Origin of the sequence: Rhodoferax sp., from assembly GCF_011391645.1 — a bacterium.
Classification (GTDB): domain Bacteria; phylum Pseudomonadota; class Gammaproteobacteria; order Burkholderiales; family Burkholderiaceae_C; genus Rhodoferax.
Window position 1 is genome coordinate 1 of record NZ_JAABQC010000085.1, and the last position, 12,697, is coordinate 12,697.

The following is a 12,697-nucleotide window of genomic DNA, read 5'->3' on the forward strand; positions in this document are numbered from 1 at the left end:
CGTACATCATGTCGTAAGCCAGGGCACCGGGCTTCAGAACGCGGTCTGCCACGGGCACCGCAGCGCCGTTCAGGCTGGTCGCCGTGGCGTTGATGACCAAATCAAAGGCATCGCCCAGGCCGTGCAGGGTATGGGCTTGAAGTTCGGTGTTGTTTTGGGTTGCCAACGGCAAATGGCGCGCCACCAGTTCGGTGGCTTTGTGCAGCGTGCGGTTGGCCACGCTGATGTGGGCCGGGCCGGCTTGCAGCAGCGGCCCCAGCACGCCAGCGGCGGCACCGCCGGCGCCTATCAGCAACAGGCGCAAGCCCTTGAGGGACAAGCCCGCGTTGCGTTCGATGTCGTCGACCAGGCCAATGCCATCGGTGTTGTCGCCAAAAATCTGGCCGTCCCTGAAGGTCAATATATTTGCGGCCTGCGCCAGCAAGGTGCGCTCGCTGGCCTGGGTGGCGACTTTTGCGGCCTCAAACTTGAATGGCACGGTAATGTTGCAGCCCAACCCGCCTTCACGGATGAAAGCGCGCACGCTGGCGTCAAAGTGGGTCAGCGGGATCTCGCGCTTTTCGTAGTGCAGTGGCTGGCCGGTTAGCTCGGCAAAACGGGCATGTATCCAGGGCGAGCGACTGTGGGAAACCGGGTGGCCCATCACGCAGTAGAGGTCGGTGGTCATTAGTGGCTTGGGATGTTGGGTCTATTGAGCGCTGAGTCTGGTTTCGAGCGTGTCGTCGCGGGTGAAGTTAAAGCGCGACACCACGGCGATTTCATCGGCCTTGCGGCGCATGGCTGGCGTGAATTTACCAAACGGCCCCGCACTGCTGGCAATGGCGCGCGCCTGCCGGTCCAGCGCCCGATTGCCAGAGCTCTGCACCACTTCGGTTGAGAGCACCCGGCCGTCACGGTTGATGTTGATGACCATGATGAGTTCGCCATAGAGCTTCTGGCCCTTCGCCTGGGGAAAGTTTTGTGTGCCCCGGTCTTCAATGATGCGGCGCAATTTGTCGTAATACAGCGCATAAACCGCCTCGCGCGTGGCCGGGCTGATGTAGCGCTTTTTGGGCTTGGCGTTTTCCAGCTTGATGCGGCGTTCTATTTCAGCCAGCACTTTGACAAGTTGCTTCTGCTTTTGCTCGCGCTGAACCTGGTCGGGGGTCAGGGCTTCCCTGAGCGGTTGTTCGGGCGGCATGCTGGACAGCATATTCTTGACCTGCAGCAGCAGGTGCTTCTGCGCCTCCAGTTCCTGCATCTGGCGTTCAAGCTCTTGCTCGTTGTCTTGCGCGTCGGTGTTGAGCAAGGCCGGCGGCAACGGGCTGCTGGCACGCCCCGATTTTTCTTCGCCACCGCCGGCCAGCGCAGCCTGGGCAATGGCCTGCGCCTTGTCTGGCTGCTCCTGGGTGTTTGCGTTGACCAGAATCACTTCGAGCGTGTTGTCCTGCAGCACCCGGTTAAGCGCCTGGGGGTCAACCAGGCGCACGGTCAGCAGCGCCGCGTGCACTGCGATGGAGGCACCCAGGGCGATTTGGAGGGTACTGAGCGGCAGCAGTTTCACGGGGTGGCGGTGGCCTCTGCGGGAGGCGCGTTGGGGGCGGCGTCGGCATCGCTCAGGTCCACGGCAATGGTGATCGGGCCGACCACGGCGTCGTCGTCCTGCTCTTCCTCGGCGTCGAAAACATCGGGCTCGGCATCGAGCCGCTCGGTCACGGTGCCATGAATGTCCAATGACACCAGGTCGATGTCGCCCAGCTTCACGCGCACCCGGGCGCCTCGCGGCAAGCCTTGCGCGCCCATCACCGGCAGCACCAGCGGCAGGTGGTCGGCGCGCACCAGGTTGTCCTTGAACAGGGTGGCCTCGATCTCGCTGAGGCCTTGCTGCTGCACGTATTTGAGTGTCCAGAAGCGCTCGATGGCGTTCTGGTAGCCGTTGTAGGCAAAGTAGGCGGCATCAAAGCTGGAGATGATCGAAAACAGCTCGGCATCCTTGGGCTTGAAGGGCGCGACCAGCGCGGCGGTCTTGCCGTGGCGGGCACAGGCAATGATCTGCCACTGGTTGAGCAAATCCACATAACGGCGCAGCGGTGAGCTGCTCCAGGCGTAGCTTTTGACGCCGATGCCGGCGTGCGGCAGGGCGCGGGTGCCCATGCGCACCTTGACACCGGGCAGCATCGAGGCCTGGCTGCGGTAAATGCCGGGCACGCCAAGTTCAGCCATCCAACTGCCCCAGGTGCTGTTGGCCAGGATCATGGCTTCCGACACGATCAGATCGAGCGGCGCGCCGCGCTGGCGCACGCTGATCTGAACCTGCTCGGTGCCCTGCGGCTCGGCGCCGTTGTTGCCGACCAGCCTGAAGTTGTAGTCGGGCCGGTTGAAGTTTTCCGGTTTGCCACGCACCACTTCGCGCTTGGCTTTCAGGTCTTGCGCCAGCCGATGCAAAAAAGAGAGCTGCGGGCGTTTGTGCTGCAGCGGTGGAGGGTCCATGTCGTGCATGAAGGTTGGGTCTTGCAGCCACTCCAGGGTGACCACGGCGTCGAGCTGGTCGTGGCGCAAATTGGCGCCAATGTGCACGCGCTCAAGCTTGGTCTCCGAGGCCTTGATCTCCAGCGTGGCTTCATCCAGTGTCACATACAGGGACACCGCCGGGCAGTCGCAGCCCTCGGTCAGGGTGTAGTTTTGCACCACTTCGTCGGGCAGCATGGTGAGCTTGTAGCCCGGCATGTAGACCGTGGACAGGCGCGCGCGGCCCAGCAGGTCGGCGGCGCTGCCGGGTTGGATCGCCAGGCCGGGCGCAGCAATGTGAATGCCCAGCACCACGGTGCCGCTGCCCAGGCCCTGGACTGAGAGCGCATCGTCGATCTCGGTGGTGGCCGAATCGTCAATCGAAAACGCGCGCGCGGGTGACAGTGGCAGCTCGTCCTTGATGAGCGGCGCGTCAAACTTGGGAAAACCGGTGCCCTTGGGAAAGTTCTCCAGCAGAAAGCGTTTCCAGTGGAACTGGTAAGGCGAGTCAATGGCGCCAGCCTTCATCAGCAGGTCCAGCGGGCCCAGATGCGTGGCGCGCGAGGCCTCGACCACCGCCTTGTATTCGGGCGCGTTCTTGTCGGGCTTGAACAAAATTTTGTAAAGCTGGTCGCGGATGGCTTGCGGGCAGACGCCTTCGCTCAGCTCTTTGACCCAGGCCGCGATTTGCAGCGTGATCTGGTTCTTTTTCTCGATGGCAGCAAGGGCTTGGGCCAGGATGTCGCTCGATGCCTTTTTAAAACGGCCCTTGCCGGCCCGGCGAAAGTAGTGCGGCGCGTCATACAGCGCCATCAGCGTGCCGGCTTGTTGCTCCAGCGTGGCGTGTTCCGAGAAATAGTCGCGTGCCAGCTCGGCAAAACCAAAGTCACCCTCGGGCGCAAACTCCCAGGCCATGTCAAGCTCGATGGCGGCGGCCACGTCCTGCGCGGCGGCCATCAGCTCATGCGGCGCTGGCTTGTCGAACTTGAGCAGCATGTTGGCCGCCTTGACCTTGACGCGCTTGCCCGAGTCCAGCTCCACCTGCGCCGACGAGTCCGCCTCGGACAGCATGCGTCCGGCCAGAAATTTGCCGGTTTCTTCAAATAGTAAGTACATGGCTGAATTGTCCCATGGCTGGCGGCAACCCTTGGCGCATGACCTTCGGGTTGGCCTACTTCGATGCTCGGGGCATCGGCAGCAAGCGCGCACATTCTTCAGTGACAGCGGCATAACACTCGCAGACCCGTTCTTCGAGCTTGGCGCGATCCACCACGGTGATGCTGCCGCGTGCCACGGTAATCAGGCCATCTTTTTGCAGTTTGCCCGCCGTTTGCGTGACGCTTTCGCGGCGGATGCCCAACAGGTGCGAAATCTGCTCTTGGGTGATGGCCATTTTGTCGCCCTGCAGGCGGTCCATGCTCATCAGCAGCCATCTGCAAAACCGCTGGTCGATCGAGTGGTGCTGGTTGCACACGGCCGTTTGAGAGGTCTGGCAAATCAGCGCCTGGCTATACAGCAGCGCGAGTTGTTGCAGTTTGCCGCCCAGTGCGAACTCATGCTTCATGACCTTGCGGCTGAGCCGGTAGGCGAAGCCGACGCTTTGCACCTCGGTGCTGCTGGGCAGGCTGTCGCCGCCCATGTAGATCGAGATGCCAATCATGCCCTCGTTGCCGACCAGCGCGACTTCGCTCGACGACCCGTTTTCAAGGTCATAAATCAGTGAGACGATGCCGGACGTCGGGAAGTGCAAGTAGCTCTCGTGGTCGCCAGACTCCGACATGGTCCAGTTGCGCGGCATGGGAACCAGCTTCAGGTCAGGCAGCAAGCGCTCGTATTCTTCAGCGGGCAGCCGCCCAAGGATCTGGTTGAGCCTGGGGTCTGGTGGTGGCGCGATCGGTGTTTTTGACATGGTTTTTGAAAAGTTGACGGTTTCAGTAAGGATTCTCAAACCCGAGCCGCGCCATGATATCGCTCTCGCGCAGTTCCATCACCTGGGCATCTTCTTCTTCGTCATGGTCCCAGCCCTGCGCGTGCAGCGCGCCGTGCACCAGCAAGTGCGCGTAATGCTCTTCGAGAGTTTTTCCCTGTTCTTTGGCCTCTTGGGCCACCACCGGCGCGCACAGCACCAGGTCGGCCGTGACGACCGGCTCCTGGGTGTAGTCGAAAGTCAGCACGTTGGTGGCGTAGTCCTTCTTGCGGTAGTCGCGGTTGAGCGCCTGGCCCTCGGCGGTGTCGACAATGCGCACGGTGAGTTCAGCGTCGCTCTGCAGCGCGGCACGCAGCCAGCGGGCGACCTTGTGGCGGGGCAGGGCGGCGCGGTGCAGCGGCGCATCGTCGAACTTGCCAAATTGCAGTGAAAGGGTGAGCTGGTTCATGGGGTGTTCCGTCGGGGGCTGCGGGAGGATGCCGGGGCAGGCAGGGGTTCGGCATCATCGCGCCGCTGGATGCCGATACGCCCGGGAGCGTCGTAGGCATCGACAATGCGCGCCACCAGCGGGTGCCGCACCACGTCGGCACTGGTCAGGCGGCAGATGGCAATGCCCTCGACCTGTTTGAGCACGCGCTCGGCGTCGATCAGGCCGCTGAGCTGGGTGCTTGGCAGGTCGATCTGGCTGACGTCGCCGGTGATCACCGCCCGGGAGCCAAAGCCGATGCGGGTCAGGAACATTTTCATCTGCTCGGGCGTGGTGTTTTGCGCCTCGTCCAGGATCACAAAGGCGGTGTTGAGCGTGCGCCCGCGCATGAAGGCCAGCGGCGCGATCTCGATGGATTGGCGCTCAAAGGCCTTTTGCACGGCCTCAAAGCCCATCAGGTCATACAGCGCGTCGTACAGCGGACGCAAATACGGGTCGATCTTTTGCGCCAGGTCACCCGGCAGGTAGCCCAGGCGCTCGCCGGCCTCCACCGCCGGGCGCGTCAGCACAATGCGCTGCACCGTGCTGCGCTGCAGCGCATCCACCGCCATGGCCACGGCCAGGTAGGTTTTGCCGGTGCCGGCCGGGCCAATGCCGATGGTGATGTCGTGGCTGGCGATGCTGTCGAGGTAATGCGCCTGGTTGATGGAGCGGGGCTTGAGGTCGGCGCGTTTGGTCTTGAGCGACGGGCCCTCGGCGCCGTTCACATCGCCATCGCCCGAGAGCATCAGTTGCACGGTGCGCGGCTCGATCGGGCGCGCGGCGATCTCGTAGAGCGCCTGCAGCATTTCCATGCCGCGCTTGGCGTTGGCCTTGAGGCCGTCGACCTTGAACTGCTCGTGGCGGTGCGCAATTTTGACCTGCAGCGCGGCTTCGATGGTGCGCAAGTGCTCGTCTGTCGGTCCGCACAAGTGCGCCAGGCGGGTGTTGTTGGGAGGCGAAAAAATATGTCGGAGGATCAAAGCTGATAATTCCTGAAAATTGGAACTGAAATACTCCCACATGATAGGCACAAAATGATCGGCAAATTAACGGGCACCCTGGACGACAAGAATCCACCGATGGTCATCGTCGACTGCCACGGCGTGGGTTACGAGGTGTTTGTGCCCATGAGCACTTTCTACAACCTGCCCGAATTGGGCGCCAGGTTGACGTTGCTGACGCACTTTGTGGTGCGCGAGGACGCGCAGATTCTGTATGGCTTTGCCACCAGCCCTGAGCGCGCGGCGTTTCGCGAACTCATCAAGATATCGGGTGTCGGGCCGCGCACGGCACTGTCGGTGCTGTCGGGCATGAGCGTGACCGAACTGTCTCAGGCCGTCACGCTGCAGGAGGGCGGCCGACTGATGAAGGTGCCCGGCATCGGCAAAAAAACCGCCGAGCGCCTGCTGCTCGAGCTCAAAGGCAAGCTCGGCCCCGACATTGGCGTGCCCAGCAGCATCGCCAGCGACGCCCAGGGCGACATTTTGCAGGCGCTGCTGGCGCTGGGCTACAACGACCGTGAGGCCGCCGCCGCGCTGAAAGCCTTGCCCAAGGACATTGGTGTCAGCGACGGCATCAAGCAAGCGCTGAAGGCGCTGGCGAAATAGTTTGAAAGCTCCGCGACAATGGCGATCCGAATTGCCTGTTGGCTCATTTTCTGTTCAACCCCTGATAGGATATTTTGATGAAAACAATTGGTCCCAAATCCCTGCGCGTTACCCTGACAGCGGCCGCCGCCCTGCTATGCATGGCCGGGCCGGCACAAGCCGCCGACAAGGTCAAGGTGGGCATGCTCAGCACCTTGTCCGGCCCTGGCGCGGGTTTGGGTATTGACATTCGCGACGGCTTCAACCTGGCGCTCAAGCACTCGGGCGGCAAATTCGGTGGCTTGCCAGTCGAGGTGATCGTGGCTGACGACCAGGGCAAGCCCGATGCCGCCAAGCAAACCGCCGACCGTCTGGTCAAGCGCGACCAGGTGGATTTCATGACCGGCGTGGTGTTTTCCAATGTGATGCTGGCCGTGGGCAAGCCCATCTTTGACAGCAAAACCTTCTACATCAGTGCCAATGCCGGCCCGTCGCAGTATGCCGGCAGCCAGTGCAGCCCGTATTTCTTCAACGTTGCCTGGCAGAACGACAACCTGCATGAAGCGGTGGGCAAGACGGTGCAGGACAAGGGCTTCAAGAAAGTCGCCCTGCTGGCCCCCGACTACCCGGCGGGCAAGGACGCGCTGGCCGGTTTCAAACGCTATTTCAAGGGCCAGATTGCCTCTGAGGCCTACACCCCCTTGAGCCAGCTGGATTACGGCTCCGAGCTCTCCAAAATGCGCGCCTCGGGTGCCGATGCGGTTTACATCTTTTTGCCCGGTGGCCTGGGCATCAACTTCATCAAGCAGTTTGTCGGCGCCGGTTTGTCCAAGGACATGACGCTGTTCGGCCCGGGTTTCTCGGCCGATGAAGACGTGATTCGCGCCGTGGGCGAGCCGATGCTGGGCATGTTCAACAGCTCTCAGTGGGCGCACGATATGCAAAATGCGGTCAACAAGCGCTTTGTCGCCGACTTCCAGAAAGACTACGGCCGCCTGCCCACTTTGTATGCATCGCAAGGCTACGATGCTGCCCGCCTGATGGATGCCGCAGTGCGCGATGTCAAGGGCAATCTGAGCGACAAAGCTGCGGTGCGCAAAGCCATTGCCGCCGCCAAATTTGACTCGGTGCGCGGCGCCTTCAAGTTCAACACCAACGGTTATCCGATCCAGGACTACTACCTGCGCGTGATCACCAAGGACGCCCAGGGCCGCGTCACCAACCGCACGCTGGGAACGGTGTTCAAAGACCATGCCGATGCCTATGTGGGCGAATGCAAAATGCCTGCGCTTTGATACCGTTTGAGGTGGGTCCCGCGCAATGACCGGCATCCTGGTTCTGGAACAGTCGCTCAACGGTCTGCAGTTCGGCTTGATGCTGTTCCTGCTGGCCGCCGGGCTGACGCTGGTGTTTGGCATCATGGACATGATCAACCTGGCGCACGGCTCGCTCTACATGATCGGGGCTTACCTGATAGCCAGCATCGCGCTGGCCAGCGGCTCGTTCTGGACGGGGCTGGCGCTTGGCATTGTTGCCACGGCGCTGCTGGGTGCGCTGCTGGAGTTGAGCGTGCTGCGACGCCTGTACCAGCGCGACCACCTGTCCCAGGTGCTGGGCACTTTTGCCATTTTGCTGATGAGCAACGAGGTGGTGCGCATGGTCTGGGGCTCGCAGCCGATCGCGCTCAACCCGCCTGCCGCGCTGGCGGGTCCGGTCGAATTGCTGCCCGGTTTCAGTTATCCGGCTTACCGCCTGTTCATCATCGCGGTCGGCCTGGCGGCGGCCGGCTTGCTGTATCTGCTGGTCACGCGCACCCGCATGGGCATGCAGGTGCGCGCCGGCGCGTCGAACCGCGAGATGGCGCTGGCCATGGGGGTCGATGTGCGGCGCCTGTTCACCGTGGTATTTGCCATTGGCGCGGGCCTGTGCGCGCTGGCTGGCGGCATGCTCGGGCCGCTGCTGGCGGTGCAGGTTGGCATGGGGGAAAGCATTTTGATTCTGGCCTTTGTGGTGGTTGTGATCGGCGGCATTGGCTCGATCCGCGGCGCGCTGCTGGGCGCGCTGCTGGTGGGGGTGGTGGACACCGCCGGACGCACCTTGATTCCTTTTGTCTTTGAGCGCCTCATGGGGCCGGAGCTGGCGACCCATGCGGGCCCCGCTGTGGCTGCCGTGCTGATCTATGTGCTGATGGCAGCGGTGCTTTTTTTCAAGCCGCAAGGGCTGTTTCCTGCCCATGGCTGAGCGCGAGTCAAAATCCGGTCTGCTTGACCACCCCCTGCATTGGCGCACCGGCCTCGTTTTGCTGATCGCCCTGGTGTTGCTGCCCGCGTTGGCGCAAGCCTGGGGGCAGGCGTTTTATGTGGGTGTGGCCAGCCGTATTCTGATCTATGCGCTGGCGGCCACCAGCCTCAACCTGATTCTGGGTTTTGGCGGCATGGTGAGTTTTGGCCACGCGGCGTTTGTTGGCGTGGGGGCTTACGCGGCGGGCATTTTGATGCAAAACGGCGTCAATTCCGCCTGGCTGGCGCTGGCGCTGGCCTTTGTGGCAGCGGGCGGTTTTGCCTTGCTGATCGGGGCCATCAGCCTGCGCACCCGGGGCGTGTACTTCATCATGATCACGCTGGCCTTTGCCCAGATGCTGTATTACCTCATGGTGTCGCTCAAAGCCTATGGCGGCGACGATGGCCTGCCGCTCGATGGCCGCTTTGCGCTCGGGTTTGGCCTGGACTTGAGCCAGGACACCACCTTTTACTACCTGGTTCTGGCACTCGCCACGCTGGTGTTTTTGGCGGTGCAGCGCCTGCTGAATTCCCGCTTTGGCCACGCCTTGCAGGCGATGCGTGACAACGAGACACGCATGGCCGCCATTGGCTTCCCGGTGTACCGCTTCAAGCTGATCGCTTTTGTGCTGGCGGGTGCACTCGCTGGCCTGGCCGGCGCGTTGCTGGCGCATCAGGGCGGCTTTGTCAGCCCATCCATGATGCAGTGGAGCGAGTCGGGCATGCTGATGGTGATGGTGATTCTGGGTGGCGTCGGCCATTTGTACGGTGGCCTGGCCGGCGCCGTGGTGTTTCTGGTGCTCGAAGAGCTGCTCAGCAGCTACACCATTCACTGGCAATTTGGCCTGGGCGCGGTGTTGCTCGCCGTGGTGCTGCTGGCGCCGAACGGGCTGCTGAGCCTTGGCCGCAAAGGGAAGGCGCCATGAGCCCTGGCGCCCTGCTGCAGGTGGACGGGCTGGTCAAGTCTTATGGCGGCCTGCGCGCCGCCGATCACACCAGCCTGAGTGTGCAGGCGGGCGAAATCCATGCCTTGATCGGCCCCAACGGCGCAGGCAAGACCACCCTGATCCAGCTGATTTCGGGGGCATTGAAGCCTGACGCCGGGCGCATCCACTTTGACGGCACCGACATCACCCGCATGCCCATGCATAAACGGGTGGCGCATGGGCTGGCGCGCTCGTTCCAGATCACCTGCATCTTTCAGCGCCTGTCGGTGCTCGACAACATCGGGCTGGCGGTGCAGGCCCACGCCGGCCACAGCCTGAACTTCTGGCGGGCGGCGCGGCGTGATGCCGGGCGTTATGCCCAGGCCTTTGAGATAGCCGAGCGGGTCGGTTTGGGTTTGCAAGTCCATCGGCTGGGCGGCGCCTTGTCGCATGGCGAGCAACGCCAACTGGAGGTTGGTCTGGCGCTGGCCACCCGGCCCAAATTGCTGTTGCTTGACGAGCCCATGGCCGGCATGGGGCCCGACGAGTCAGAGCGCATGCTGAGCCTGCTGCAGAGCCTGCGCGGTGAGACCACGCTGTTGCTGGTGGAGCACGACATGAATGCGGTGTTCCGCCTGGCGGACCGCATCTCGACCCTGGTGTCCGGCCGGGTGATTGCTTGCGGCACACCCGATGAAATCCGCCAGCACCCCGAGGTGCGGTTGGCCTACCTGGGCGACGATGAGGAGGCCACCGCATGAGCGCGTTGCTGGAAGTTGAGCAACTGGAGGCGGCTTACGGCGCCAGCCAGGTCCTGTTTGGCGTGAGTTTTGCCGTGCAGCCCGGCGAGGTGGCCACGCTGCTGGGGCGCAATGGCATGGGCAAAACCACCACGGTGCGATCCATCCTGGGGCTGACGCCGGCCCGGTCGGGCAGTGTGCGTTTTCGCGGTGAACGCATCGATCGGTTGACGCCTGACCGCATTGCCCGCATGGGCCTGGCGCTGGTGCCCGAGGGCCGGCAGATTTTTCCGAACCTGTCGGTCCAGGAAAACCTGCTGGCCTTTGCCGCCAACCGCAATGGCGCGTCAGACCCGTGGACGCTGGAGTCGGTGTTCGATTTGTTCCCGCGCCTGGCTGAGCGGGTGCGCCACATGGGCAACCAACTCTCTGGCGGCGAGCAGCAAATGCTGGCGATCGGCCGCGCCCTCATGACCAACCCGTATCTGCTGATTCTGGACGAGGCCACCGAGGGCCTGGCCCCGCTGGTGCGCGAGGACATCTGGCAATGCCTGCACCAGCTGAGTCGTCGCGGCCAGACCATTCTGGTGATCGACAAATACGTGCAGCGGCTGATCAAACTGGCGCATCACCACAGCATTCTGGAACGCGGGCAGGTGGTGTGGCAGGGCGACTCCGAGCGGCTGGCGGCCGAGCCGGGCCTGTGGCAGCGGTATATTGGCGTGTAGTTCTTCTCCATCGAGCATCGCGCCATGACCCTTCTCTACCGTGACTTTGAAACCCAGGCGCAACTGGATGCGCAGTACAACCCCGCCATCAAGTTGGCCGACCCAATGGCGCCGGCCAAGCACTACGTCGCGCAGTCAGTGCTGGCCAGGCAGAGTTTGCACTGCGTGCTGGATGTGCCCTACGGCCCCACGCTGGCCGAGACGCTCGACATTTTTCCGGCCGATGTGCCCAATGCGCCGGTGTTCGTGTTCCTTCACGGCGGTTACTGGCGCGCTTTTTCCAGCAAGGAATTCAGCTGTGTGGCGCTGGGCTTGCAGGCGCTGGGCATCACCACCGTGGTCGTCAACTACGCCCTGTGCCCGGCGGTGACGCTGGACGAAATCACGCGCCAGGTGCGCGCGGCCGTGGCCTGGACACACCGCCATATTGCCCAATATGGCGGCGACCCGGCGCGGGTGGCGCTGGGTGGCCATTCGGCAGGCGCCCACTTGACCGCCATGTGCCTGCAAACGCGCTGGGTTGAGGACTATGGCCTGCCCGCCGATCCGATTGCCGCTGCAGTGCTGGTGAGTGGCATTTACGACATCGCGCCGCTGCGCTACAGCTATTTGCAGCCGATGATCCAGCTTGATGACGGCATCATCCGACGCAATTCACCGATGTTTGGCGTGCGGCCTTGCAAAACGCCGATCTGGGTGAACTGGGGCGGCGAAGAAACGCCGGAATTTGAACGCCAGGCCAGCAGTTTCCTGGCGGCATGGCAAGGCGCGGGCAATACCGGCGAGCTCAGCGCGCTGCCTGACGCCGACCATTACCGTGGCATTCACGGCTTTGAAAACCCCGCCAGTTCCCTGTGCCAGTGGCTGGCGACCAGGCTGGCGCTATAGTGACTGTCTTTGCCGCTGAATTGAGCCTTCTGTGAGTATTCAAACCGACGACTTTGCCCCGGCGCCGCCCAAGCGAGTGGTGTCCAACGCACCCGCCTCGCCCAACGAGGAGGCGATTGAGCGCGCGCTGCGACCCAAGCTGATGCAGGAGTACGTGGGCCAGACCAAGGCGCGCGAACAGCTCGAAATTTTCATCAGCGCCGCCAAGATGCGCGACGAGGCGCTCGACCATGTGCTGCTGTTTGGCCCGCCGGGTCTGGGCAAGACCACGCTGAGCCACATCATCGCGCACGAGTTGGGTGTGAACCTGCGCCAGACCAGCGGCCCGGTTCTGGAAAAACCCAAGGACCTGGCCGCGCTGCTGACCAACCTGGAAAAAAACGATGTGCTGTTCATCGACGAAATCCACCGCTTGAGCCCGGTTGTCGAAGAAATCCTGTACCCGGCGCTGGAAGACTACAAGATCGACATCATGATCGGCGAAGGCCCGGCGGCGCGCTCCATCAAGCTCGACCTGCAGCCCTTCACGCTGGTGGGTGCCACCACCCGCGCCGGCATGCTGACCAACCCGTTGCGCGATCGCTTTGGCATTGTTGCGCGGCTGGAGTTTTACACCCCCGAGGAATTGGCGCGCATCGTCAAGCGCAGCGCCGGCCTGCTCAAGGTG

14 protein-coding genes are annotated in these 12,697 nt (G+C 62.9%); 8 read left to right on the top strand and 6 right to left on the bottom strand.

The genetic code is table 11. From position 1 onward, the window contains the following. From aroE to GPS82_RS10765, 6 genes are all read right to left on the bottom strand, one after another. Positions 1-667 (bottom strand): shikimate dehydrogenase (gene aroE, locus GPS82_RS10740; protein ID WP_296494425.1); only part of this gene is annotated, 667 nt, incomplete at its 3' end. A gap of 21 nt (positions 668-688) precedes the next feature. Next, entirely contained in the window at positions 689-1,537 is an 849-nt protein-coding gene (locus GPS82_RS10745; RefSeq protein ID WP_296494457.1) for a TonB family protein, read from the bottom strand. Between the two features lie 2 nt (positions 1,538-1,539). Then, positions 1,540-3,603 carry an RNB domain-containing ribonuclease gene (locus GPS82_RS10750; protein ID WP_296494428.1) on the bottom strand — a complete coding sequence of 688 codons (2,064 nt, stop codon included), beginning with the start codon at positions 3,601-3,603 and terminating at the stop codon, positions 1,540-1,542. A 55-nt stretch (positions 3,604-3,658) separates the two neighbouring features. Then, positions 3,659-4,396, bottom strand: a complete 738-nt coding sequence (locus GPS82_RS10755) for a Crp/Fnr family transcriptional regulator (protein WP_296494432.1) — start codon at positions 4,394-4,396, stop codon at positions 3,659-3,661. Positions 4,397-4,418: 22 nt separating this feature from the next. Beyond that, on the bottom strand, positions 4,419-4,862 hold the full coding sequence (gene ybeY / locus GPS82_RS10760) for an rRNA maturation RNase YbeY (RefSeq protein ID WP_296494434.1): 444 nt from the start codon (positions 4,860-4,862) through the stop codon (positions 4,419-4,421). Beyond that, positions 4,859-5,863 carry a PhoH family protein gene (locus GPS82_RS10765; protein WP_296494437.1) on the bottom strand — a complete coding sequence of 335 codons (1,005 nt, stop codon included), beginning with the start codon at positions 5,861-5,863 and terminating at the stop codon, positions 4,859-4,861. Before GPS82_RS10765 ends, ybeY begins: the two co-directional genes overlap by 4 nt. 54 nt (positions 5,864-5,917) lie before the next feature. Between GPS82_RS10765 and ruvA the strand changes: the two genes are divergently transcribed. The 8 genes from ruvA to ruvB form a co-directional block, all read left to right on the top strand. Further along, positions 5,918-6,490, top strand: a complete 573-nt coding sequence (ruvA, locus tag GPS82_RS10770) for a Holliday junction branch migration protein RuvA (protein WP_296494440.1) — start codon at positions 5,918-5,920, stop codon at positions 6,488-6,490. Between the two features lie 77 nt (positions 6,491-6,567). Beyond that, entirely contained in the window at positions 6,568-7,764 is a 1,197-nt protein-coding gene (locus GPS82_RS10775) for an ABC transporter substrate-binding protein (protein ID WP_296494443.1), read from the top strand. Positions 7,765-7,789: 25 nt separating this feature from the next. After that, positions 7,790-8,710 carry a branched-chain amino acid ABC transporter permease gene (locus tag GPS82_RS10780; protein WP_296494445.1) on the top strand — a complete coding sequence of 307 codons (921 nt, stop codon included), beginning with the start codon at positions 7,790-7,792 and terminating at the stop codon, positions 8,708-8,710. Then, a complete protein-coding gene (locus GPS82_RS10785; protein WP_296494448.1) occupies positions 8,703-9,674 on the top strand; it encodes a branched-chain amino acid ABC transporter permease in 972 nt (323 codons plus the stop codon). The genes GPS82_RS10780 and GPS82_RS10785 overlap by 8 nt, the downstream gene beginning before the upstream one ends. Next, positions 9,671-10,435, top strand: a complete 765-nt coding sequence (locus GPS82_RS10790; protein WP_296494450.1) for an ABC transporter ATP-binding protein — start codon at positions 9,671-9,673, stop codon at positions 10,433-10,435. The genes GPS82_RS10785 and GPS82_RS10790 overlap by 4 nt, the downstream gene beginning before the upstream one ends. Further along, positions 10,432-11,142 (top strand): ABC transporter ATP-binding protein, encoded by a 711-nt coding sequence (locus tag GPS82_RS10795; RefSeq protein WP_296494451.1) that lies wholly within the window; start codon positions 10,432-10,434, stop codon positions 11,140-11,142. The genes GPS82_RS10790 and GPS82_RS10795 overlap by 4 nt, the downstream gene beginning before the upstream one ends. Positions 11,143-11,166: 24 nt before the next feature. Next, complete coding sequence (locus GPS82_RS10800; RefSeq protein ID WP_296494454.1) at positions 11,167-12,030, top strand: alpha/beta hydrolase; 864 nt, start codon at positions 11,167-11,169, stop codon at positions 12,028-12,030. Between the two features lie 31 nt (positions 12,031-12,061). Continuing rightward, on the top strand, positions 12,062-12,697 hold a 636-nt coding region (ruvB, locus tag GPS82_RS10805), incomplete at its 3' end, for a Holliday junction branch migration DNA helicase RuvB (RefSeq protein ID WP_296494455.1).

Bases quoted from the DNA above. Each gene is read 5' to 3' on its own strand.
- GPS82_RS10750 (WP_296494428.1), bottom strand. From the start codon at position 3,603: ATGTACTTACTATTTGAAGAAACCGGCAAATTTCTGGCCGGACGCATG.
- GPS82_RS10755 (WP_296494432.1), bottom strand. From the start codon at position 4,396: ATGTCAAAAACACCGATCGCGCCACCACCAGACCCCAGGCTCAACCAG.
- ybeY (WP_296494434.1), bottom strand. From the start codon at position 4,862: ATGAACCAGCTCACCCTTTCACTGCAATTTGGCAAGTTCGACGATGCG.
- ruvA (WP_296494440.1), top strand. From the start codon at position 5,918: ATGATCGGCAAATTAACGGGCACCCTGGACGACAAGAATCCACCGATG.
- GPS82_RS10775 (WP_296494443.1), top strand. From the start codon at position 6,568: ATGAAAACAATTGGTCCCAAATCCCTGCGCGTTACCCTGACAGCGGCC.
- GPS82_RS10780 (WP_296494445.1), top strand. From the start codon at position 7,790: ATGACCGGCATCCTGGTTCTGGAACAGTCGCTCAACGGTCTGCAGTTC.
- GPS82_RS10785 (WP_296494448.1), top strand. From the start codon at position 8,703: ATGGCTGAGCGCGAGTCAAAATCCGGTCTGCTTGACCACCCCCTGCAT.
- GPS82_RS10790 (WP_296494450.1), top strand. From the start codon at position 9,671: ATGAGCCCTGGCGCCCTGCTGCAGGTGGACGGGCTGGTCAAGTCTTAT.
- GPS82_RS10795 (WP_296494451.1), top strand. From the start codon at position 10,432: ATGAGCGCGTTGCTGGAAGTTGAGCAACTGGAGGCGGCTTACGGCGCC.
- GPS82_RS10800 (WP_296494454.1), top strand. From the start codon at position 11,167: ATGACCCTTCTCTACCGTGACTTTGAAACCCAGGCGCAACTGGATGCG.